This is a genomic window from Exiguobacterium sp. SH3S1, from assembly GCF_004337105.1.
Taxonomy (GTDB): Bacteria; Bacillota; Bacilli; order Exiguobacteriales; family Exiguobacteriaceae; genus Exiguobacterium; species Exiguobacterium aurantiacum_A.
In genome coordinates this window covers 81,215-101,016 of sequence record NZ_SJUW01000008.1, presented here as the reverse complement: position 1 = coordinate 101,016, position 19,802 = coordinate 81,215, and the positions used below count along the sequence as shown (strand labels likewise).

General features: G+C 50.4%; 22 protein-coding genes and 2 tRNA genes. 11 read left to right on the top strand and 13 right to left on the bottom strand.

The annotated features are described in order from the left end of the window. Nucleotides 1-40 precede the first annotated feature (40 nt). The gene (locus EVJ26_RS10500) at nucleotides 41-850 is read left to right on the top strand and encodes a DUF368 domain-containing protein (RefSeq protein ID WP_070328868.1); all 810 of its coding nucleotides are present in this window, start codon (nucleotides 41-43) and stop codon (nucleotides 848-850) included. Between the two features lie 80 nt (nucleotides 851-930). Here EVJ26_RS10500 and EVJ26_RS10495 read toward each other — a convergent pair whose 3' ends face one another. Continuing rightward, nucleotides 931-1,485 carry a methyltransferase family protein gene (locus EVJ26_RS10495; RefSeq protein ID WP_131470388.1) on the bottom strand — a complete coding sequence of 185 codons (555 nt, stop codon included), beginning with the start codon at nucleotides 1,483-1,485 and terminating at the stop codon, nucleotides 931-933. Between the two features lie 96 nt (nucleotides 1,486-1,581). Further along, complete coding sequence (locus EVJ26_RS10490; RefSeq protein ID WP_131470387.1) at nucleotides 1,582-2,427, bottom strand: ABC transporter ATP-binding protein; 846 nt, start codon at nucleotides 2,425-2,427, stop codon at nucleotides 1,582-1,584. A 190-nt stretch (nucleotides 2,428-2,617) separates the two neighbouring features. On the opposite strand from EVJ26_RS10490, the gene EVJ26_RS10485 reads away from it, so the two are divergent. Further along, complete coding sequence (locus tag EVJ26_RS10485; RefSeq protein WP_070328870.1) at nucleotides 2,618-3,667, top strand: NAD(P)/FAD-dependent oxidoreductase; 1,050 nt, start codon at nucleotides 2,618-2,620, stop codon at nucleotides 3,665-3,667. Nucleotides 3,668-3,677: 10 nt separating this feature from the next. Here the strand turns inward: EVJ26_RS10485 and EVJ26_RS10480 are convergent, their stop codons facing one another. Continuing rightward, nucleotides 3,678-4,091: a VOC family protein gene (locus tag EVJ26_RS10480; protein ID WP_131456791.1), complete on the bottom strand. Its 414-nt coding sequence runs from the start codon at nucleotides 4,089-4,091 to the stop codon at nucleotides 3,678-3,680. A gap of 102 nt (nucleotides 4,092-4,193) precedes the next feature. On the opposite strand from EVJ26_RS10480, the gene EVJ26_RS10475 reads away from it, so the two are divergent. Beyond that, nucleotides 4,194-4,565 carry a hypothetical protein gene (locus EVJ26_RS10475; protein ID WP_070328872.1) on the top strand — a complete coding sequence of 124 codons (372 nt, stop codon included), beginning with the start codon at nucleotides 4,194-4,196 and terminating at the stop codon, nucleotides 4,563-4,565. Nucleotides 4,566-4,627: 62 nt separating this feature from the next. Here the strand turns inward: EVJ26_RS10475 and EVJ26_RS10470 are convergent, their stop codons facing one another. Continuing rightward, entirely contained in the window at nucleotides 4,628-5,509 is an 882-nt protein-coding gene (locus EVJ26_RS10470) for a hypothetical protein (RefSeq protein ID WP_131470386.1), read from the bottom strand. Nucleotides 5,510-5,840: 331 nt separating this feature from the next. Here EVJ26_RS10470 and EVJ26_RS10465 point away from each other — a divergent pair, with 331 nt between their 5' ends. Beyond that, a complete protein-coding gene (locus EVJ26_RS10465; RefSeq protein WP_035385937.1) occupies nucleotides 5,841-6,062 on the top strand; it encodes a hypothetical protein in 222 nt (73 codons plus the stop codon). A 176-nt stretch (nucleotides 6,063-6,238) separates the two neighbouring features. Here EVJ26_RS10465 and EVJ26_RS10460 read toward each other — a convergent pair whose 3' ends face one another. Then, nucleotides 6,239-7,153, bottom strand: a complete 915-nt coding sequence (locus EVJ26_RS10460; RefSeq protein WP_070328874.1) for a hypothetical protein — start codon at nucleotides 7,151-7,153, stop codon at nucleotides 6,239-6,241. 201 nt (nucleotides 7,154-7,354) lie between these two features. Here EVJ26_RS10460 and EVJ26_RS10455 point away from each other — a divergent pair, with 201 nt between their 5' ends. The 3 genes from EVJ26_RS10455 to EVJ26_RS10445 all read left to right on the top strand — a co-directional run bounded on the left by EVJ26_RS10455 (nucleotide 7,355) and on the right by EVJ26_RS10445 (nucleotide 9,600). Then, nucleotides 7,355-8,569 carry an LCP family protein gene (locus EVJ26_RS10455; protein WP_131470385.1) on the top strand — a complete coding sequence of 405 codons (1,215 nt, stop codon included), beginning with the start codon at nucleotides 7,355-7,357 and terminating at the stop codon, nucleotides 8,567-8,569. Between the two features lie 79 nt (nucleotides 8,570-8,648). Then, the gene (locus tag EVJ26_RS10450) at nucleotides 8,649-9,353 is read left to right on the top strand and encodes an SDR family oxidoreductase (protein WP_131456800.1); all 705 of its coding nucleotides are present in this window, start codon (nucleotides 8,649-8,651) and stop codon (nucleotides 9,351-9,353) included. A gap of 28 nt (nucleotides 9,354-9,381) precedes the next feature. Beyond that, nucleotides 9,382-9,600: a PspC domain-containing protein gene (locus tag EVJ26_RS10445; RefSeq protein ID WP_016508377.1), complete on the top strand. Its 219-nt coding sequence runs from the start codon at nucleotides 9,382-9,384 to the stop codon at nucleotides 9,598-9,600. 36 nt (nucleotides 9,601-9,636) lie between these two features. Here the strand turns inward: EVJ26_RS10445 and EVJ26_RS10440 are convergent, their stop codons facing one another. Then, nucleotides 9,637-10,488: an aldose 1-epimerase family protein gene (locus tag EVJ26_RS10440; protein WP_236635552.1), complete on the bottom strand. Its 852-nt coding sequence runs from the start codon at nucleotides 10,486-10,488 to the stop codon at nucleotides 9,637-9,639. Nucleotides 10,489-10,563: 75 nt separating this feature from the next. Here EVJ26_RS10440 and EVJ26_RS10435 point away from each other — a divergent pair, with 75 nt between their 5' ends. Continuing rightward, a complete protein-coding gene (locus EVJ26_RS10435; RefSeq protein WP_131470383.1) occupies nucleotides 10,564-11,118 on the top strand; it encodes a TlpA family protein disulfide reductase in 555 nt (184 codons plus the stop codon). 41 nt (nucleotides 11,119-11,159) lie between these two features. On the opposite strand, the gene EVJ26_RS10430 is transcribed toward EVJ26_RS10435, so the two are convergent. The 4 genes from EVJ26_RS10430 to EVJ26_RS10415 form a co-directional block, all read right to left on the bottom strand. Then, nucleotides 11,160-11,366, bottom strand: coding sequence for a DUF3006 domain-containing protein (locus tag EVJ26_RS10430; RefSeq protein ID WP_016508383.1), 207 nt, complete (start codon nucleotides 11,364-11,366; stop codon nucleotides 11,160-11,162). A gap of 392 nt (nucleotides 11,367-11,758) precedes the next feature. Then, a complete protein-coding gene (locus tag EVJ26_RS10425; protein WP_131470382.1) occupies nucleotides 11,759-12,559 on the bottom strand; it encodes an MBL fold metallo-hydrolase in 801 nt (266 codons plus the stop codon). Nucleotides 12,560-12,722: 163 nt separating this feature from the next. Continuing rightward, nucleotides 12,723-12,796: transfer RNA gene (locus EVJ26_RS10420), tRNA-Gly, on the bottom strand. Between the two features lie 25 nt (nucleotides 12,797-12,821). Further along, nucleotides 12,822-12,895, bottom strand: a tRNA-Gly gene (locus EVJ26_RS10415). Nucleotides 12,896-13,023: 128 nt separating this feature from the next. Between EVJ26_RS10415 and EVJ26_RS10410 the strand changes: the two genes are divergently transcribed. From EVJ26_RS10410 to EVJ26_RS10400, 3 genes are read left to right on the top strand one after another with little or no spacing between them, the layout of a single operon-like run. Next, nucleotides 13,024-13,383, top strand: a complete 360-nt coding sequence (locus EVJ26_RS10410) for a hypothetical protein (RefSeq protein ID WP_131467994.1) — start codon at nucleotides 13,024-13,026, stop codon at nucleotides 13,381-13,383. Between the two features lie 2 nt (nucleotides 13,384-13,385). Continuing rightward, on the top strand, nucleotides 13,386-13,940 hold the full coding sequence (locus EVJ26_RS10405) for a hypothetical protein (RefSeq protein WP_070328879.1): 555 nt from the start codon (nucleotides 13,386-13,388) through the stop codon (nucleotides 13,938-13,940). Then, nucleotides 13,937-14,350 (top strand): hypothetical protein, encoded by a 414-nt coding sequence (locus EVJ26_RS10400; protein ID WP_070328880.1) that lies wholly within the window; start codon nucleotides 13,937-13,939, stop codon nucleotides 14,348-14,350. The genes EVJ26_RS10405 and EVJ26_RS10400 overlap by 4 nt, the downstream gene beginning before the upstream one ends. Before the next feature lie 40 nt (nucleotides 14,351-14,390). Here the strand turns inward: EVJ26_RS10400 and EVJ26_RS10395 are convergent, their stop codons facing one another. From EVJ26_RS10395 to EVJ26_RS10385, 3 genes are all read right to left on the bottom strand, one after another. Further along, nucleotides 14,391-16,955 (bottom strand): SH3 domain-containing protein, encoded by a 2,565-nt coding sequence (locus tag EVJ26_RS10395; RefSeq protein WP_131467996.1) that lies wholly within the window; start codon nucleotides 16,953-16,955, stop codon nucleotides 14,391-14,393. A 193-nt stretch (nucleotides 16,956-17,148) separates the two neighbouring features. Beyond that, entirely contained in the window at nucleotides 17,149-18,051 is a 903-nt protein-coding gene (locus EVJ26_RS10390) for an alpha/beta fold hydrolase (RefSeq protein WP_131470381.1), read from the bottom strand. Nucleotides 18,052-18,076: 25 nt separating this feature from the next. After that, nucleotides 18,077-19,762, bottom strand: a complete 1,686-nt coding sequence (locus EVJ26_RS10385; protein ID WP_070328882.1) for a formate--tetrahydrofolate ligase — start codon at nucleotides 19,760-19,762, stop codon at nucleotides 18,077-18,079. Nucleotides 19,763-19,802 lie beyond the last annotated feature (40 nt).

The following is a 19,802-nucleotide window of genomic DNA, read 5'->3' as shown; positions in this document are numbered from 1 at the left end:
AAGTGCTTGAAACGAATCAGATGTAAAAAGGAGATCGATTATGGAGTGGAAAAATATCCTGCGCGGTATCGCGATGGGGACGAGTGACTTAATTCCTGGCGTCAGCGGGGGGACAATCGCAGTCATTTTAGGGATTTACGATCGATTGATCGAAGCGATCAGCGGTGTGTTCAGTCGGCAGTGGAAAAAGCATATTGGGTTTCTAATTCCGTTAGCAATCGGAATGGGAACCGCAATTTTAGGACTGAGCCGTCTGATTGAATTTTTATTATTAGAATACTATGCACCGACACAGTTCTTTTTCATCGGCTTGATTCTTGGGATTATCCCGCTGTTGATGTTTGAATTTAAATCGCGTGCGACGATGCGTCCCGTGCACATCGTGGCGATGGTGATCGGAGCGATTCTAGTAGCAAGTATGGCAATCATCAAACCGGCCGACACGGCCATTATTACTGAACTGTCGACCGGCACGGCGCTGTTGTTGTTCTTCTCGGGTTGGCTCGGCAGTATGGCGATGTTGCTCCCGGGGATCAGCGGCTCGTTCGTCTTGCTCTTGATCGGCGTGTACCCGACGGTCATCAGCGCCTTGTCGAACTTGAACGTGCTCATTATCGGGATCGTCGGACTCGGTGTAGCCGTCGGGTTTATCGTCAGCAGTAAAGTGATCCGTTATTTGCTCGGGAATTTCCCGGGCATGACGTTCTCGGTCATCTTAGGACTCGTCATCGGGTCCCTCGCCGTCGTCTTCCCGGGTCTTCCGGAGACGGCGACGATGTGGGTCTTGAGCGTTGTTTCGTTCGTTGCCGGTTTTTTGATCGTCCGACTGCTCGGTCGATTTTCCGTATAAAAAATGCGATCCTGTCATTTGCTGACAGGATCGCATTTTTGTTGGGTCGAGGTTATCAATTCGTGTTTTTCGACGCTTGTTCAATAAATGAACGGAATCAATCGTTTTCGTGATTTCGCCCAAGTTTGATAGGCGCTGCCGAAGTGTGACGTCAACATCTGTTCTTCGATATGGATGCGCCAAAGCAAGGCGATCCCCATGGCGAACGTACCGACGAGCGCGACGCCCCAATGACTGAAATAGAGCGAAAATCCGAACGTGATAAATAATAGCCCGGTATAGAGCGGATGGCGCAAAAAGCGGTACGGTCCAGAGCTGACGATCTCATCAGCAGGACGGACGACGACGTGACGGGTGAATTGATGACGCAAATGCGCGATTCCCCAGTAACGAAGTGAAACACCGGCTATGTAACACCCGAGCCCGAGCCAGCGGACTAGGAGCGGTTGGCGTGCTTCAGTAAAAATAGATAAACCGATCGAGACGGCGAACACGGTGACCATAATGAGTGAGACGATGTAAAAGCTCATATGCTCACTGTTGCCATCGGTCGGTTCATCACGATTGCGGTATCGCCTCATCTCATACAGCCATGCGGTCGAGACGAGAATGAATAAACCATCGAGCCAATCCATAGTGTTTCCCCCTTTCTTCAATATGTTCCACTCATTACCCGTCTCTTCCTGCTGAAAAACGCCTCACAATGTGCGAGGCGCTCCGTTTGCTTCATACTAACGAGAACTAGCAACGAGATCAGCACTCGAAGAGTCGAGCGCTTCACGTTGAATCTCGTCTTTTATAAGTTGGTAGGTGAGGCACATCGGTTTTTCGGTCCGTGGGTCTCGTCCGATGATGGCATCGATATGAAAGACTTGTCTAAGGACGAGTGGACAAATGACTTCCTCGGCGGAGCCCGTCGCAAGCACTGCTCCGTCTTTCATGGCAACGATATGGTCGGCAAATCGGGCGGCCTGATTCAAGTCGTGGAGAACCATGACAATCGTCCGGCCCTGCTCGCGGTTCAACGTCTCGAGTAGTTCGAGCACTTCGAGCTGATGCGCGAGATCGAGATACGTCGTCGGCTCATCTAAAAAAATTAAGTCCGTCTCTTGGGCCAGCGCCATCGCGATCCAAACCCGTTGGCGTTGTCCGCCTGAAAGGGCGTCGACGCTTCGGTCTTTGAACTCGAGCGTGCCGGTCACGTCAAGCGCCCAATCAATCACTTCATGGTCATGTTTCGATAAACGACCAAACCCGGATTGATAAGGAAAGCGACCGTACGAGACGAGTTCTCCCACGGTCAAGCCGCCAGCGCCTTCAGGCGTTTGCGACAAAATCGCCATCTTTTGGGCGATTTCTTTCGTATTGCATTTGGCGATGTCCGCTCCGTCTAAATGGACCGAACCGTTAGACGGGGACAGAATCCGAGTCATGGCTTTCAAGAGTGTCGATTTCCCACAACCGTTCGGGCCGATGATGGTTGTGATTTGACGGTCCGGGATCGACAAACTCAATTGCTTCACAATTGTTTTGCCGCCGTAACCGACCTCGATGTCTGCCGTATGGATCCGTGACATATGGATTCCCCTCTCCTCGTAACAGTAGTTTTGATAATGATTCTCAATGTAACGTCAACTATAGCAGTCTAAATGAAAAGCTGTCAACGAATGTTTTGATATCAAAATAGATTGTCTGAACTAAAATTTCGATGTATATTAAATGAGAATGATAATCAGTGGCGGTGGATGTTTAAGGAGGATGGAACGGATGAGCGAACAGGACGTGTACGACGTAACGATCATTGGTGGCGGTCCGGCGGGATTGTATGCCGCTTTTTATAGCGGGTTGCGCGGGATGAAGACGAAGTTGATCGAATTTCAACCGCATCTCGGTGGTAAGATCCATGTGTATCCGGAGAAGATGATTTGGGACATCGGTGGCGTCACCCCGACGACAGGTGCCCGCCTCATCGAACAATTGATCGAGCAAGGTCTCACGTTCGATCCGACCGTCGTGCTCGGCGAGAAAGTAGAATCGATGGCGAAAGATCACACTGGTCATTTCGTGCTCGATACGACGAACGGCCGGCACGTGTCAAAGACGGTCATCGTCGCGACGGGGAGCGGTATTTTACAACCTCAAAAAATTGAGATCAGCGGGGCGGAGCGGTTCGAAGTCTCGAACCTTCACTATACGGTTAAGTCGTTGATGCGTTTTAAAGGGAAGACGGTATTGATTTCCGGTGGTGGCAACAGCGCCATCGATTGGGCGAACGAACTTGAGCCGATTGCGGAGCGCGTGATTTTGACGTATCGAAAAGAAGCGCTCAAAGGGCATGAATCGCAAGTCGACAAGCTCCTCTGTGGCCGAGTCGACTGCCGACTTCATACAACGATCGAGGACTTGATTTCCAATGATGGCACGACGATCCATGCCGTCAAGCTCATCGATTGCGGGACCGGGGCAAGTGAATTGGTCGAGGTCGATGAAGTGGTCATCAACCACGGCTACGAACAGGACTCGGCTCTCCTTAACGACAGCGAGTTAAAAGTCGAGATGGTGGATGGGTTCTATGTGAACGGGAACGCGAGCAGTGAATCGTCAGTACCTGGACTTTATGCGGCGGGCGATATTTTGACGCATGAAGGCAAGGTGCATCTGATTGCGGGAGCGTTCCAAGATGCGGCTAACGCGGTCAACCGGGCCAAGACGTTCATCGATCCGGACGCGACGAAGTCGGCGATGGTGTCGTCGCACAACGAACGGTTGAAAGCGAAAAATCGTGATATCATCGAGCGGACAATAATGAAGCAGTGAGGGATATCCCTCACTGCTTCATTGTCGGATAATCGCATAGTTCGACGATGACCCCGCCCGAGTGGCGTGGGTCCATATAGATGAGGCGTCGGCCTTTTGCCGTCGTTCGGAGCGTATCTTCTAAAAACGTTATGCCGTCGCGTTTCAAAGCGGCAATCGATGCTTCTAAATCATCGACCCGATAGGCGATGTGGTGAACGCCTTTGCCGCGTGCTTTCATGAATCGGGCGATCGGGCTCGTCGAACTTGTCGGCAAGAGCAACTCGATCACGTCTTCACCGACGTGAATCACGGCGAGCTCGGTTTCGACACCGGCTGCCGTATTCGTATAACGGTCGACAAGTTTTCCTTGTAACACGTTCGTGTAAAACGAGATTGCTTCGTCTAAGTCGCGAACAGCGATCCCGGTGTGGTCAATTTGCATACTAATCCCTCCTCTTGCTCTAGTTTGCCGAAACTTGAACAAAATGTCACTTCACAACGTTTTAGCAAAATCCGATATAGTAGAAGAGGGAGGGACGGCGACATGAACGGAAAGATCACTCTTGGATTGATCAGCGCGTTCGCGCTGGTATCATTTGTGTTTGGACTCTCACTTGCGACGTTTGTCGATTATCAGATCAATGAGGAGCAAGTCGTTCTCGAACGACTGACGACCCACAAAAAAATCGGCCCGGCAGAAATCCTTTCGACCGAAGTGGATTTTCATTTGAACGGTTCGAATTATGCGCTTCGCTTCACGGATGAACCTCACATCACGTATTGGTTCAGTGTCGCGGACCGTGAAATTCAATTCGATCGGATTGAATCGTTGGACCGACGTGATATCGGGCTTCGAACCGTGCTGTTCGAAGAGATGCCACCCTTAGCAATCGAATCGGCAAACGCTGCTGAATGAAGAAAAGACGCCAAACGAACGAATCCTTTCCGTGAAAAGGACGTGACGTTTAGCGTCTTTTTCTAATTGAGTGGAAACGATGGCGCGGAAGGCGCCACTTCTTTAATCATCGTGTAGGTTCCTGCTTGGGTTGGCGATCCGCCTTGTCGGATCAAAGCGTATCGCAGCTCTGGTTGGAGCGAAGTCAACGTGACCCGAATTTGTTCAAGCGACCTGAACCGGAAATAAAATTCTTGCTGAATAAAAGACACGGCCTCTTGAATCAATTCATCGCTACCTGACACATGGAGTTCATATACGTCCAGTCGTCCAGATCCAATTCGAGATCGCATGATGCCGACGATTTTCCCTTTCAATTTAAGGGAATGGAAGACTTCCTGACGACGTTCATGCTCGAGCAGTCGTGATGCAGTCAGCGGCAACACATCAGTCAGCATATGCGCATATTGATTTCGGTAGGCGAGCCAGCTAGCGTGTGTCGCAAAATAATCAACGTGAAGCGACCAGTTCTCGTATGTATATTTTTGGAAAGGGATGAGCGGCAATGTGTAAGTGACGGTCTCGTGATACGGATCAAAACCGAGCACTTCAAACATTCGACGCTTATCTTGGTCGCGGTCTTGTTTGACGTGTAACAGCAACGTTGTGTCATGTATACTGTTTCGACGTATCTCACGGATCAGTCGGTCGAGCAAACCTCGGAAGACATAGCGGTCTCGATACGCCTCGTGCGTGAGCCGGATTATCTGATCCGTTGCATAATCGCTATAGTCGGAGGCGATTGCTGCGACGGGAACATCTCCTTGCCAGGCCGTATGGACATATTGGTGTGGTCGGATGGCGAGGATGTGGGGCGACTCGCCCGGGTTGTACAATTGGTGAAGCAGTGAACGTTTTTTAGGTTGGATTTGGCGACACTCCGCGAATATAAGCGTCCGTTTCATGAGGAATCCTTCTTTCTTCTAAAATAATCACTACCCTTAAATTGTAAGGGCTACCAATTGAAAAATGTCGTGTTCATTTTATGAACATTCATCATGTTTGATTACTGTTTTGACACGTGGAAAGTCAGATTTTTAAAGGGGAATGGTGAGGGAAATGGCTTTGGAATGAGCATTTTATCGAAGTGTGATCCGTGTCGGAACGAGGAAGTTTAGAGCAACGAAGGGGCTGTGAGATTTGTTAAACTTTTCCGGTGGGAAGAGGAGAAACGAATGGGTCGAAGCGAGAGAGACGTGCTATACTGTCAGTGAGAAAAAACGACAGGAGTATGATATGCGATACGTAATAAGTTTATGGTTGGCGCTGCTATTGGTCGGTGTCCCGGCCACGGCTCTTGCCGAGACTGAACCGATTGTAGTCCATGACAATGTCATCGTTGAAGAACAGGTCGAGTTATACGAAGGCTTCCGGTCACCAAATGAGATGGTGTTTATTTTCGTTTTAATTGTTCTGTTGTCAGTGATCGGGTTGGGCATTATTAACGCGATTGAATAACGTGAAAACGTTCACAAAAATGCAATAACTATCCCGGAAGCGGTTTCAAATATCTTTTATACTAGGTATGTAGGAAGGAAGTTCTGCACCAACTTCCACTCCTCTTTTCAGATGAACACCCCTCGTTCATATCATGTTTTGGAGTCAACCGACGCCGTCGGTTGACTCCCTTTTTTTTAAAATTGGATGCGTTTCTCTTTGGCTAGCCGGCGAAGTCGTTTCGTCTCATCAGAATGTCCGCGGCTCTCGAGCATATTGACATACACTTTGAACGGTTCTGAACGGTGTGAGAAGAAGGGGATGTACTCAGAAAACAACTTCCGTTCAGCTTCTGACAATTGTCCGCGCTCAACGAGGAGTTCGAGTTCAAGCATTTTAAGTGCTTGATAGTCCTCAAGTGCACTGTCATCGGACGGGGCTTTGGCAAGTGTCCGTTCACAAAGTGTGATGATGCGTTGATGGAATAAATTCCACTCAAACGAAGTGTAGGGTTGCTCGAGAAGTGTAGAGAGTAAGTCGACCCGTGTCGAGTCAACATCTTTTGGGACGTGGAGCGCCGTGTACAAAGAACGATCGATCCACACGTCGGAGGTGGGGGCGTCGAGTTGATAGTAATGAATCAATTGAGTGAGCATCGTGGTTTGCGAGAGTTTCAGCAGTCGAAACGGGTCACTTGTTGAAAATAGGGGCTCTTCCCCTGCCGAAGAGGACAAGAGTAAAAACATTTCCTCATACATCGTCCGTGCCTCTGCTTCATCTTCGGCGTAATACGATAAGTCACGAATGATTTTCTTGGCGTGTATATACCAATTCTTTTGATCGCGTTCGCTCATGATTTGATTTGGCAGCAAGTAGAGGTGATCGTAAGCCAATTCTACGAAGCGTTCAGCGAGGATTACTGTCTGCGAGAGCGAATGTCGCTCGTCTGATGATTTTTGTTCTTTGTAACGAGTGAACTGACTGATCATGTAATCCATATCTTTTTCTTCGATAACGGCTTTAGGGGTGTTTCGGTACATTTCGACGACTAAATCGCGAAGAGTCGTCTCTCCGTACTGTTCAAGTAACATGCGGAGCTTCCCGATGCGCATTAGCTCTCCCTCCCTTCAAAGGACATCGAACGGGCTGCCATGTCTCGTTTATAGGCAGACACCGATTATTATTCCTTTCCCGCTTTTCATTTAAAACAATCCTCGCGTCTCATGCTTAAGACGGATTTTTGCGCTAACCGTTGTCAGAATAGAGTTTGTCGATGATAATGTAGGAAAATCTAAACTATAGAGGTACATCATATGAATGACGATCAACAACTCTCACGAGTCGAACGACGCAGACGTGAATTAGAACGCGAGCGGCTAGAAGAACTGTCTCGCGATGAACAAGTGAATCCGGGTGAGGCGGAAGACGAAGTGATTCGCCCTTCACCAGAGTCGAAGCAAGCGGAAGGACAAGACCATCCATTTTTAGATCGTTCCGATGAAAAACGGACCGAGACGAATAATAATCGAAAACGGAAGGTTCAAGCACCTAAACTGAAGATGCCGTTCGGGAAAAAAGCGAAGCGCCAAAAGCGTGAGGACAAGCGAGAACCTCGCTCTCATGACACGAAAGAGCGTGTTCCGAAGCAGCAAAGCAGCGTACCGCCGAAACAAAAGCCGCAAAAAGACAAGCGCAAGCGCCGAAGTTGGAAAGGAAAGCTCTTGCTCGTCTTGTTGCTCCTCGTGATCGGGGTCGGTTATATGGCGTCAAACCCAGTTACGTTCTTAGTCATGGGCAGTGACGCCCGTGTCGGCGAATCGGTGTCCGGTTCACGAACCGATTCGCTTCAGTTGATGGAGTTCGTCCCGCGTTCGCGGACCGTTCAAAACGTATCGATTCCACGAGATACGTATACGGCGATCCCTTGTGAACCTGAGCGCGAAGGCGATAAGATTACCCATGCCTTCGCTTATGGAGGCGCGGAGTGTACGGTCGGTGCAGTCGAAGGATTGACCGAGACTTCGGTCGACGGTCAAGTCGTCATCACGTTCGAGACGTTCATGGAATTGATCGACGTCGTCGGCGGAGTGAACATCACGGCCACCCATTCGTTCAGCGAAAAGGGGTTTAATCAAACGTATGAATACACGGAAGGTGTATCGTATTCGATGGACGGGGATATGGCGCTCGCCTACGCGCGACATCGTAAATCGGATACAGACGGTGCCCGTTCAAGTCGCCAAACTGAGGTCATGTCGGCAGTGGCCGACAAGTTGGTAAGCCCGGCCGGATGGTCGAAGATCCCGGCCACGTACAGTTTTATGAAAGATGAGATGGGGCTCGAAATGAATCCGCTGCAAATGGCGTCGGTTGGCCTCACGATGATGCTTCAACCCGAAGTGAACAAACTTCAAGTCGACGGACAAGATGCTTACATTGACAACATCTACTATTACCAACCGAATGAAGAGAGCGTCCAATCGATTCGTGACGCGCTCGACTTAACGATGTGGGGAACTGTGAGATAATTTTGCGAAACGGGTTTGATTCCGTACGGAAAGAGGAATTTTAATCAAATGAACTACTCTTTTGAGGAGGGAAATTTGAATGAAAGTTTTAGTCATTGGAGCAACAGGAAAGATCGGTAGACGTGTCTTGAAAAGTTTAGCGAAAACGCATCACGTGACCGCTTTAATTCGTTATCCTGAACTGCAAGCAGAGTACGAAAAAATGGGTGCGCGCGTGCTCACCGTCGATGTTGAAAAAGAGCTTGATAAAAAGATTCACGAGGCGACCGCTGGCCAAGACGCCGTCATCGTCGCTGCGACAGCAGGTGCTGAAGGCACGAGCAAAGAGATTGAACTGCTTGACCGGAACGTCGCGATGAAAGCGATTGACGCCGCTAAAAAAGAGCGCGTCCGTCACGTGGTCTTACTAAGCGCATACGGTGCCGATCGACCAGACGCGGGCCCGAAAGAACATTACAACTTCTTGTCTGCGAATAATGCGGCCGATGAGTATATCGAACATAGCGGCTTGAACTACACGATCATTTGCCCAGTGGCAATTATAGATGGACCTGGAAAAGGGTCGATCGAAGCTTCAGAAGACTTAAGTGACGCCTCAGGCGCCACGATTTCCGAGACGGACGTCGCGACAGTCATTGCTGCCTCGCTCGATAATCGGGGCTTGTACGGACGTCGGATTGAAATTAGATCAGGAAGTACACCGATCAATGATGCACTCGATTTTGATAGTCGAGGTGAAGCCGCGACAGCTGGAAGAACGACACTTCGTCGACCACAGCGATGACCGAAAAAATGAAGGAGAAGGTGTCTTGATGGAACGAAAACTGTACAAAGATCCGTCTGACCAAATGATAGCAGGCGTTTGCTCGGGGCTCGGGAAGTACCTCGGAGTAGACGTGACGTTGATGCGGATCATCTTCGTCGTACTCGCCTTATTCGGCGGACCGGGCTTGTTAATTTATATCGTGCTCGCGATTGTCATGAAAAAACCGCCTTCAGAGTATGAGGCGGAACAAGAAAGCCGCTTCTAACGAAAACGTGCTGACCAATGCGGTCAGCACGTTTTTTCATTCCGTATAGAGCGTGTAAGTCGCTTCGAACGTTTCGTTCGGTGCGAGCAACTGCATATCTTCTTTTTGACGGATGTCTTTACGATGTCCTTTATAATCGGCATGACCGAACCAAGGTTCGAGGCAGGCGAACGGGGCGTCAGACTGAGGCGGTGACCAAATCCCGAAATGGGTGAATGTCGGGCACTCCATGACGATGGCGCGACCGCTCGGTTGGTGGCGCAGTGCAGCATACTCGACATTTTCGAAAATTAAAGCGTCTTGGTCGAACAAGTGATGCGAGAGCGGGATGTAGCGGCGTTCGCCGAGCGGTTGATAGGCGCCGGTCAAATAAGGACCCTCTAACAATAAGCGATCAAGTGAGCGCGTCTCACCGAAATCGATTGTATACTCTTCGAACACCCCGCCCGCGAACGGGATATTGAAGGCAGGGTGTCCGCCGATGCTGAACGGTAACACCTCGTCGCCGTTGTTTCGGACGCGGTATGTCACGTTCAATTCCTCGCCGATCAGTCGATAGTCCACCTGAAGTTCGAACGGGAACGGATAGTGTTTCCGTGTCTCGACCGAGTCACGGAGAACGAAGCGGACGTGTGTATCAGACGATTCTGCGACTTCGAACGTCTCATCGCGAGCGAATCCGTGTTGGCTCATCGTATACGTCAAGCCATCATATAAGTAACGGTCATCCAACAACCGTCCGACGAACGGGAATAAAATCGGGGCTTGTCGTCCCCAATACGTAGGGTCGCCTTGCCAGAGTAGCTCGGTCCCGTCGACTTTCCAACTCGTCATTTCCGCGCCTTGCGCTTTCAAAGTGACACTGACTTTTTCATTGTGAAGTTGCACGATAGTTCCGCTCCTTTGAGTGAATGTGATAAGTTAAGTTTAGAAATGAATAGGACAGAGAACAAGGGGTAAATAATGCGATTTCATAAACTGGCTATTGGATTGATTATGGCGGGACTCATCGCCGGTCTGGGCTATAAAGGGTATGACGAATACAAGGCGAGTCAAGCGAGCGAACAGACTGAACGTGTCGCGACGGACGACACGGTTCTCGGTGGTCTCGAGATCGGTCAACGCGCGCCCGCCTTCGAACTGGAGACAATCGAAGGGGAAACGTTGGCACTTGATGCGTACGCAGGACAGCAAGTCGTCTTAAACTTCTGGGCATCGTGGTGCCCACCTTGCCGAGAAGAACTGCCGGAATTGATCGAGTTCGGCGAAGAAACCGGGATTCCGGTGCTCGGGGTGAACGTCACGAAAAATGAGCGACGCGGCAGGCAAGACGTCGAGGCGTTTTTGAAAGAAGTCCCGGTCAGCTTCCCGGTATTATTGGACGAAGCAGGGATGGTGGAGAAGACGTACCGCGTCGTCGCTTTGCCGACAACGTATGTCGTCGGTCCGAACGGTGTGATTACAGCCAAACAAGTCGGTCCGGTCGACTTTAACTGGTTACGCGAACAGACAAAATGAACGTACAAAGACAGACTGGAAGAGAACCGGTCTGTCTTTGTTTACTTTTTATAATGTTGTTTGATGAGCGCATCGAAATTCGGTGTCATGTCTTCTTCAAGATAATAATGGTGGTTATCTCGAATGATCGTATCGCCAACCCGTGCTTCTGATGGCAAGAATCGTCGTGGGATAAAACTTGAGCCGTTGTTCCAACGTAACACGGCGTATTTCCCTTCGACTCGCACCAACGTGCCGTATTTGATCATGCCTCTTCCTCCTCAGCGAACAGCTTTCTGTCTCTTTTATTCTTATAGAGTGTATTCCCACATTCCATAAAACCTACACATATTTGAATGTTGCTACACAAACGAAGGAGAAGTAAACAACGAGCAGCAATTGTGAAGAAAGTTTGAAGAAAACGCTTTCTTTTTGAAATGTTTTCTTCTATAATGAAGGCACGGGGTGATTATGACGAATTTGTGAACAATGGGGGTATGGTCAATGTTTTCATCAGCTATGATCGGATTGCTCGCTCTTACCGGAGTGACGATTTATGGGATTGACCGTATGTTCACGGTCCGTTCAGAACGCATCACAAAGAAATAGGTTTACATAGGGGGATCGCAACGTCTTGGGGAGACGTTGCGATTTTTTTGCGTCAATAGTCGCGTTGGCGTGCCTCGCGCTCATGCTCTTTTTGTTCGACATGTTTTCGATTGCGTTCGTGAACCCGGTTAAAAAAGGCGTGCTCAGGCCAAAGCGAGGACCAGACGCGTTCTTCAGGCAAAGCGAGGATATATTCTTCGGCAGCGCTGAGTCGCTCGATCATCTTACTGCGGTCATCACATAGGTCGCCGTGGCCGGGGATGAGCCAACGGATCTCGTGTTCGTAGACGGCGGATTGAAGTTTTTGAAGCGATTCGAGATACGCTTCCGCGTCGTGCTCGATGAACGGTGGTTCGATGTTCGATCCGTAATCACCGCACACGAGTAGACGCAACGGTTCGACAATGAGTGACATATGGGTCGCTTCATGTCCTGGCGTCAAGTAGAACGTGATCGGGGTAGCACCGAGCTCGACCGTACTGTCTTCGGAGATGATGATGTCGACGACCGGCTTTTGAATCGGGCGGTCGATGTAATACTGTTCGTAGAACGTTTTAATCTCTTCGAGTTGGGCGCTGGCGTCTGTTTCGACGAACGCTTTTGAAGCAATCACGGTCGCATCAGGGAAAGCGTAAGCGCCGATGATATGGTCATAGTGCTGGTGCGTATAAATGACGTACAATTTCTTACCTTGTCGCTTCAACTCGATGTCGCGACGGATGGTCGCAACTTCTTCTGGCAACCAGTTCGGGTCGATTAAGATGAGGCTGTCTTCAGTGTTGATCAAAGTCGATGTGGTTCGCATTAAAGCACTCTCATAAACGGTAAATGGCTGTAGGCGGACTTGAATCATGGTGATCCCTCCTTCATATCTCCAATTCTTTTCCCGAATCGGTCTCATTTAAGCGTGACGTCAAAAAACAAAAGAGCAGGAAGTCGAATGACCTCCTGCTCGTTACATGGTGTGCACCATGTGGTTATGTGTGCGAGTTAAGCCTCGCGAATATGTCGGAAATTGGAGCGGGTGAAGAGAATCGAACTCTCGTCATCAGCTTGGAAGGCTGAGGTTTTACCATTAAACTACACCCGCACATTCAAGTATACGATTTTAAAATTGGAGCGGGTGAAGAGAATCGAACTCTCGTCATCAGCTTGGAAGGCTGAGGTTTTACCATTAAACTACACCCGCGAAACGCTTAACGTTACGGTAATATAATAGCACACGATTTAACCTTTGCAAACCCTTTTTCGAAAAAACATTAGTTGTGGCGGATAGGTGGTCTTGCTAAGATAATAGAAGAGGGGAGTGGGACGGGCATGAGCGAACGAAAATCTTATTTGAAGATGATGAGTGAAGGGTTTCGCATGATGAGCCAGGCGAAGCAAGTCGAACAAACTGTAACGCTCCGTCAATGGACGTTCTCGGTGCGGCATGAGTCGATGTGGCATGTGATTTTACGGACTGACCGGCTAAAATGGGTCAGTTCACCGACCGAGACGTTGGTCATCGAGCCGATGTTCGTTCAAATCGGAGCGTTGCATCTCACGCGCCACGTTGAAACGAACGAGGTACGTTTGAAAATCGAGGAAGAATGGGGAATTGAAAGTAAGATCGTCTGCGACGATCAAGAGTGGGAACGATTCGTCGAAGCGCTCAAACAATTGAAGGGGGAGTAGTCGTGAGTCGAGAACGACTGTATCGGATTGAAGCGGAAGCCCGTGGCAGCGCTTGGCGGGCCCGTGTATTGACCGGCATCCAACGGTTCCGCTTTTTTAAAGGGGAACTGCTCGCACCGACTGAACGACCCTATGTCGTCTTGAGCATCTCCCAAGACGCGGGGGCGTTACCCGATTTGATTGAGACGGATATGGGCGTCTTGCTCATCCACGAACGAATCGGACCCATCTTTATGAACCTATGTCCGTACGACATCCAGCTCGTCCGGGTTGAACTGCATACGAGTACCGGCAAGACCGACCACTATTGCGCGCTCAACGTCTTACGCCGATTTGAGATCGAGCACCTCGAGGATTCCGGTGAATATCGGCCGTTAAGCGAGGATCGTCTCTACTTTCTGTCCCGACAAACCGTTCGGATGGATTTATGCGGACATATGATCGCCCAAGATCGAAACAGCCAACGCCTTTACGTGACGGAGCGGCTCAAATATGCGCTGCAAGCCAAAATGGTCACCGGCCTGACATTCAAGAAAACGAAGGAGCAATTAGCATGAAAGAATACGAAATCGACGGGTGGCTTCGTTTATCCTACCCAGAGCACTATGAATACAATGAAGAAGAGGATCACGTCAGCTTCTATTCGGTGGAGGAAGATGCGCAAGGGACGCTTCAAATGTCTATCTATGAAGCAGAGGAGGCCCAGGCCCCTGAAGATGCGGCGCTGCAAGAACTGAACACCTTTTTAGGGGAGTTCCCAATCGACATTAAAGTCGCACCGAGCGTGACGGATCAATCGGGCGGCATGACGACGGCTTACGCGAGCGGGATTGAAGACGACATGTATTTGGACGTCTGGTCGCTCACGGACGGGAAGCGCCTGTTGTTTTTGACGTACGTCGCCGACAAGAAGACGGATGAAAAGTTAGAGATCGAAGCGATCGTCGATTCCATCGAATGGACATGAAAAGAGACACGAAGCCAAGTTGGCTCGTGTCTCTTGTTCGTTATTGGAACTTTGGTACGTCGAAATGGAGTGTGTATGAATCGAGGTTTTGATAGATCTGGAAGATACGTGTCGTTTGTTTCGTCGCCCAACCGATATCCGTTGCGTACTGATGGTTGCCAGGAGCGGCCGGGTTGAAGCGCATCTTATAGAGTGTATTTTGTTTATGTGTCGGATGATTGATATAACTTGCTCCGATCCAGTAAGCGCCCCCGACAATGGCAGCTTCCGGCGTGAACCATTTCTGTTCGAAAGCGAATTTGGCACCGGTCGTTAATGGACTGCTGTCGACTGCTTGGATGCCGTACATATTGTATACTTTCGCAACTTCTTCGCGATCTGGATAAATGCGTGTCCCATTCGAGTTAATCAACGCATTCCCGTCTTTATCGACCGGGACCCCTTGAGCGAGGACTGACTTACCATGTCCTGTTTCGTGGACAGCATGCGCAAGTAAGTAGATTTCGTTGACGCCATACTGATTGGCTGCATTGATGAACGCTTGTCCTTGTCCCGTGAGTGTGCCGCTGTTCGTCAAAACGCTATTCAACGTCGTCGCGGTCGTTCCGGCACTCTTCGACAAGTCAAGGAATTGATAGAAGGCCTGCGAGTCTTGGGCCATATTGCTCGGATTGACGTACGGTTCAATGTCCGCCACTGAGGCGCGGCGCCATGTGTTATCAAAAATACGAATGTTATGGCCAGACGGTCTACGGTAAGACACGGTGTAGTAATTTCCATCTTGTCCTGTGATCGTCACAGTTTCGCCTGGATTGATTTGACCATACGCGTGTGACGTGAGACTAGCACGACTTAAAATATTGGCTTCTCCAACGACCGAGCTTGGTGTTACGTACCCAGTCATCGTCCCGTAGTTGACGCGGTACCAAATGGTTGTACCGACCGTTTGCCGGCTCACATATTCAAGCGTCGTCCCGTTCGGAATCGTGGCGAGTGTCGCCGCACTAGAAGAAGCAGTCGTTTTAAGAGCGGCCCCAACACCTGAGATGACCCGGATGTTATTATTGACGATCGTCCCGGTACTTCCGTCAACTTTTACCCATGAACGTGGCAAATAAGCTTTGGCATAGCGATGCGCATCGGTCTGGCCGAATTGCGCCATTTGTCGTTCTGCCATTGTGCGAACAGAGATTGGATAGCTTGTGTAGGATACGACGCGCTGGATCCCGTTCGCTGGTGGTGGTGTCGTGACGGCCGTCGTATATGCAAGGTGAATATAGCTCCCGGCAAATCCACCGTTCGTTATCAGTCCCCAATCGGTATTCAAGACGGGCTTCACTTTCACGATCGTGCCGCTTGGAAGTTCGCCAACTTTATCACTGCTTGTCGTCGCTTCTTCGCGGACGTTCAACGGTCCGTTGTTCTCGACAGAGATTCTGACCTCGCGTTCGGTCCCATATTGTTCGGTTGAAGTCGACGGGGCTGTGAGCGAGAAGTTACGTGCTGCGACATACCCGGTCGTGTTCGCGTAACGGACTTTGAACCATGAACCCGTCGCGCCGTGCGCCGACAGTTGATCGACTTTTGCACCGACCGGGATCGTTTGAAGGACGTTTCCGCGCGTCGAAGTCGAAGAGTACATCGTCGCCGTCTGTTTAGCGTAGTAAGGTGTGACCTGTTCTGCGACTTGTGACTCAGATAAGTTTCGCATCGGTACGTAACCTGTCAAAGAGCCGGCTGCGACTTTCGCCCAAGACCCGGTCGTACCGTGTGTCGAGATCAATTTAACGCTTGTCGCGATTTGAAGTGTGCCGACTACTTTTCTTGAAGTCGACATCGAATTGAAAATACTTGATGTCGATTTGACGTACATCGTTGTCGGTTCGACTGTCACGAGCGGCTGCAAGTTCCGTTTCGCGACATAGCCCGTCTTCCCGCTGTATGTCACTTTGGCCCACGATCCGGTCGCGCCGTGCTCCGAGAGGAACGTTACTTTCGCACCTTTCGGGATCGCAATCAGGGTTGGGGACGTTGAAATCATCGAGCTATGCATCGTCGTGTTTGTTGTCGTACTATGCGTCGGGTTCGCTTGGGGTGCCACGGTTTCGCCTCCTACTTGAGAGAAGTAGCGTTGAGCCACATAGCCAGTTTTCCCGCCGTATGTGACTTTGAACCATGATCCCGTCGCGCCGTGCGTCGATATGTAAGTGACGGTCGCACCTTTTGGAATCGTTGTAACGATTGAAGCGCTCGTTGTCATCGCCGAGCGCATATTGACGGTCGCATTAGCTGTATACGTTTTGGTTGTTGCCGCTTTCGTGACGGTAGACTTCAACGTTAAGTACGAGGAAGAAACGTATCGCTTTTGACCTTGAAACTCGATTTGGGCCCAGTTGTTGCTTGTCGAATAAACTTGTACAGCAGTTCCTTTCGTCAACTTGCCGACAATCGCTGACGAAGTCGACGTAGACGACCGGACGTTCAAAATGGAGGTATTCACCGTGCCTTCGTATGTTGCTGCATATGACTCGGTCGGTCCGATCATGCTCAATACTGTGCTAGAGATGAGGACGGCCGCGCTCAGTCGTGTAAGTGTTGGTTTCAATGTGTTACCCCTTTCATTCCATATACTTCAATCTATAAGTGTTCTTCGTAGTGCGCGGTCTAAGTATAGCGCACTTAAAAAATGGAAAGAAGATGAAAAATTTCAAAAAAGGTAAATGAATTAGAAAGTCGTTGGTTTAAAATGTAAAAATAAAAAAACCTCCATTTAATAGGAGGTTTTTCCATGTCTTAGCTTAAAGGTTGCGCAAGAGCCAACCGCTTATATCGGTCCACACTTCGTCGCGTTGCCGTTCGCGGAGCACTTCGTGACGCGCGTTGTCGTAAGACAACACCGTCAGTTCGACTTCCGCTGCCTGATAGTTTCGAACAATCCCTTTCAACCCTTCCCCGTCGTGTACGACCGGGTCGTCCGTTCCGGCGACGAAGAGGATCGGGAGCGTCTTCGGATGTTCATGGATACGGGCGAGGGATGTGACCTCTAGCGAAGCGCTAGCTACTTCATATAAGTAACCGAGTGTCGGGATACCGCCGCAGTCCGGGTCGCTGCGGTAAGAGGCCACTTCTTCCGGGACGCTAGAAATCCAATCGTTCTCCGTCTTGGTTGGGAAGAATTTTAAATTGTAGCGCCCGAACAAGAGGCGTTCGAACAGGCGAGAGTGGTAATCGCTCCCTTTCATACGAATTGCCGACCCGATGGCGTAAAGCCCGAGCCGGCCGACGAAACCAGAGCCGGGAGGCGGCGAAATGGCGACGATGCCGGATAGGTTATGACCCATGATTTGACCGAGACGACGGACGAGCAAAGAACCGAAACTATGTCCGATTACAAACGTCGGCAAATCATTTTGATAGTGACCGATCAATGCGACAGCGTCTTCGACCATTTGGTCAAATCCTTCTTTTGGAAGTAAGTGAGCGTATGTGGATTGAGCACGCGCTGATTTTCCAGCTCCGCGAAGGTCGCAAACAAAAACGTTAAATCCAGTTGTTGCCATAAAGTCGGCGAACTCGACATACCTGCCGTGGTGCTCGAGCATGCCGTGAAACAAGAAACAATTTCCAATCGGGTTCGTTGCCGGGACGTGCAATACATGCGTGCGGTACCCGTCTGCGTACGTGTGCTCAATGACGTCCAAAGTCATCCCTCCGTTGTCGTGTGGATTAAAACAATCCGATGGCCTTACCTGTCTCGTCGATGCCCATGTTGAGAGCGGCTGGATGTTTTGGCAGTCCTGGCATCGTCAAGACGTTACCCGTCAAGGCGACGAGGAAGCCGGCACCGACCGACGGTTTCAACTCTCGTACGGTTACCGTGAATCCTTGAACGTATCCGAGTTTTGTCGGATCGTCGGATAGTGAGAACGGTGTTTTGGCCATACAGATCGGCAAATCGTCCCATCCGTTCGCTTTAATTTGAGCCATTTGCTTTTTCGCCGTAGCGGTGAACGTGACGCCGGCCGCTCCGTAAACTTCTCGGGCAATCGTCGTAATCTTCTGTTCGATCGAATCAGTCAGCTCGTAAAGTGGTGTGAGCATGGCTTCGTTCGACTCGACTGTCTCGATGACGGCCTCGGCAAGTGCTTGTCCGCCTTGTCCGCCGCTCGCCCAAACTTCGCTGAGGGCGACGCGGATTTGATGCGTTTCGCACCAGTCGAGCACAGTGTCGAGCTCTGCGATCGAATCTGAATTAAAGCGGTTCAAGGCAACGATGGTTGGCAAACCGAGCTTTGTCATCGTGTCGACATGTTTGGCGAGCAACTCCATGCCTTTTGTGACGGCCTCGACGTTTTCGATGTGGAGTTGGTCTTTGGCGACACCACCATGCATCTTCAACGCGCGGACTGTCGCCACGAGGACGACCGCATCAGGACTTAAGTTGCCGATACGCGATTTAATATGACAGAACTTCTCGGCGCCAAGATCAGCTCCGAAGCCGGCCTCGGTGACGACGTATTCGCCGAGCTTCAAGGCAGTCTTTGTCGCGATGAGCGAGTTACAGCCGTGAGCGATGTTCGCGAACGGGCCGCCGTGGACGAGAGCCGGGGTCTGTTCAAGTGTTTGGACCAAGTTTGGCTTGAACGCCTCTTTCAGTAAGAGTGTGGCCGCACCGGCCGCACCAATCTGTTCAGCCGTGACGGGTTCATTATCGAAGTCGTAGGCGACGACGATCCGCTTAATACGCGCCTCTAAATCGGCGAGCGAATCGGCGAGGCAAAGGATCGCCATAATTTCTGAGGCGACGGTGATGTCAAAACCGTCTTCGCGCGGGACACCGTGTGCGGCTCCGCCAAGTCCGACCGTCACGTGGCGAAGGGCACGGTCGTTCAAGTCGAGGACGCGCTTCCAGACGATTTTCCGAACGTCGATTTTTAGGTCGTTGCCTTGATGAAGGTGGTTGTCGAGCATGGCGCTGATCGTGTTGTGGGCTGACGTGATGGCGTGCATGTCACCCGTGAAGTGGAGGTTGATGTCTTCCATCGGCAAGACTTGGCTGAATCCGCCGCCGGCCGCTCCGCCTTTTAGCCCCATCGTCGGGCCGAGTGACGGCTCGCGGAGACAGACGATCGCTTGTTTATCGAGTCGGTTCAACGCTTGACCGAGTCCGACGGTGACCGTCGATTTTCCTTCTCCGGCGGGCGTCGGATTGATGGCTGTGACGAGGACGAGCTTGCCGTCTGCTCGGGTCTTCACTTGTTCGAGCAAATCGAACGACAGTTTTGCTTTGTATTTCCCGTATAGGTCGAGATCATCTTCTTGTAGGCCGAGCTTTTCAGCGATTTGCTTGATTGGGAGCATGTCCGCTTGTTGGGCGATTGCTAAGTCAGATAACGGTTTGATTGTCGTCATGTATAAATTCCCTCCACTTTCGAACGTTTTACTAGTATTA

Bases quoted from the DNA above. Each gene is read 5' to 3' on its own strand.
- EVJ26_RS10385 (WP_070328882.1), bottom strand. From the start codon at position 19,762: ATGACGACAATCAAACCGTTATCTGACTTAGCAATCGCCCAACAAGCG.
- EVJ26_RS10500 (WP_070328868.1), top strand. From the start codon at position 41: ATGGAGTGGAAAAATATCCTGCGCGGTATCGCGATGGGGACGAGTGAC.
- EVJ26_RS10460 (WP_070328874.1), bottom strand. From the start codon at position 7,153: ATGCGCATCGGGAAGCTCCGCATGTTACTTGAACAGTACGGAGAGACG.
- EVJ26_RS10455 (WP_131470385.1), top strand. From the start codon at position 7,355: ATGAATGACGATCAACAACTCTCACGAGTCGAACGACGCAGACGTGAA.
- EVJ26_RS10425 (WP_131470382.1), bottom strand. From the start codon at position 12,559: ATGATTCAAGTCCGCCTACAGCCATTTACCGTTTATGAGAGTGCTTTA.
- EVJ26_RS10400 (WP_070328880.1), top strand. From the start codon at position 13,937: ATGAAAGAATACGAAATCGACGGGTGGCTTCGTTTATCCTACCCAGAG.
- EVJ26_RS10450 (WP_131456800.1), top strand. From the start codon at position 8,649: ATGAAAGTTTTAGTCATTGGAGCAACAGGAAAGATCGGTAGACGTGTC.
- EVJ26_RS10475 (WP_070328872.1), top strand. From the start codon at position 4,194: ATGAACGGAAAGATCACTCTTGGATTGATCAGCGCGTTCGCGCTGGTA.
- EVJ26_RS10495 (WP_131470388.1), bottom strand. From the start codon at position 1,485: ATGGATTGGCTCGATGGTTTATTCATTCTCGTCTCGACCGCATGGCTG.
- EVJ26_RS10480 (WP_131456791.1), bottom strand. From the start codon at position 4,091: ATGCAAATTGACCACACCGGGATCGCTGTTCGCGACTTAGACGAAGCA.
- EVJ26_RS10430 (WP_016508383.1), bottom strand. From the start codon at position 11,366: ATGATCAAATACGGCACGTTGGTGCGAGTCGAAGGGAAATACGCCGTG.
- EVJ26_RS10485 (WP_070328870.1), top strand. From the start codon at position 2,618: ATGAGCGAACAGGACGTGTACGACGTAACGATCATTGGTGGCGGTCCG.
- EVJ26_RS10470 (WP_131470386.1), bottom strand. From the start codon at position 5,509: ATGAAACGGACGCTTATATTCGCGGAGTGTCGCCAAATCCAACCTAAA.
- EVJ26_RS10445 (WP_016508377.1), top strand. From the start codon at position 9,382: ATGGAACGAAAACTGTACAAAGATCCGTCTGACCAAATGATAGCAGGC.
- EVJ26_RS10435 (WP_131470383.1), top strand. From the start codon at position 10,564: ATGCGATTTCATAAACTGGCTATTGGATTGATTATGGCGGGACTCATC.
- EVJ26_RS10410 (WP_131467994.1), top strand. From the start codon at position 13,024: ATGAGCGAACGAAAATCTTATTTGAAGATGATGAGTGAAGGGTTTCGC.
- EVJ26_RS10490 (WP_131470387.1), bottom strand. From the start codon at position 2,427: ATGTCACGGATCCATACGGCAGACATCGAGGTCGGTTACGGCGGCAAA.
- EVJ26_RS10465 (WP_035385937.1), top strand. From the start codon at position 5,841: ATGCGATACGTAATAAGTTTATGGTTGGCGCTGCTATTGGTCGGTGTC.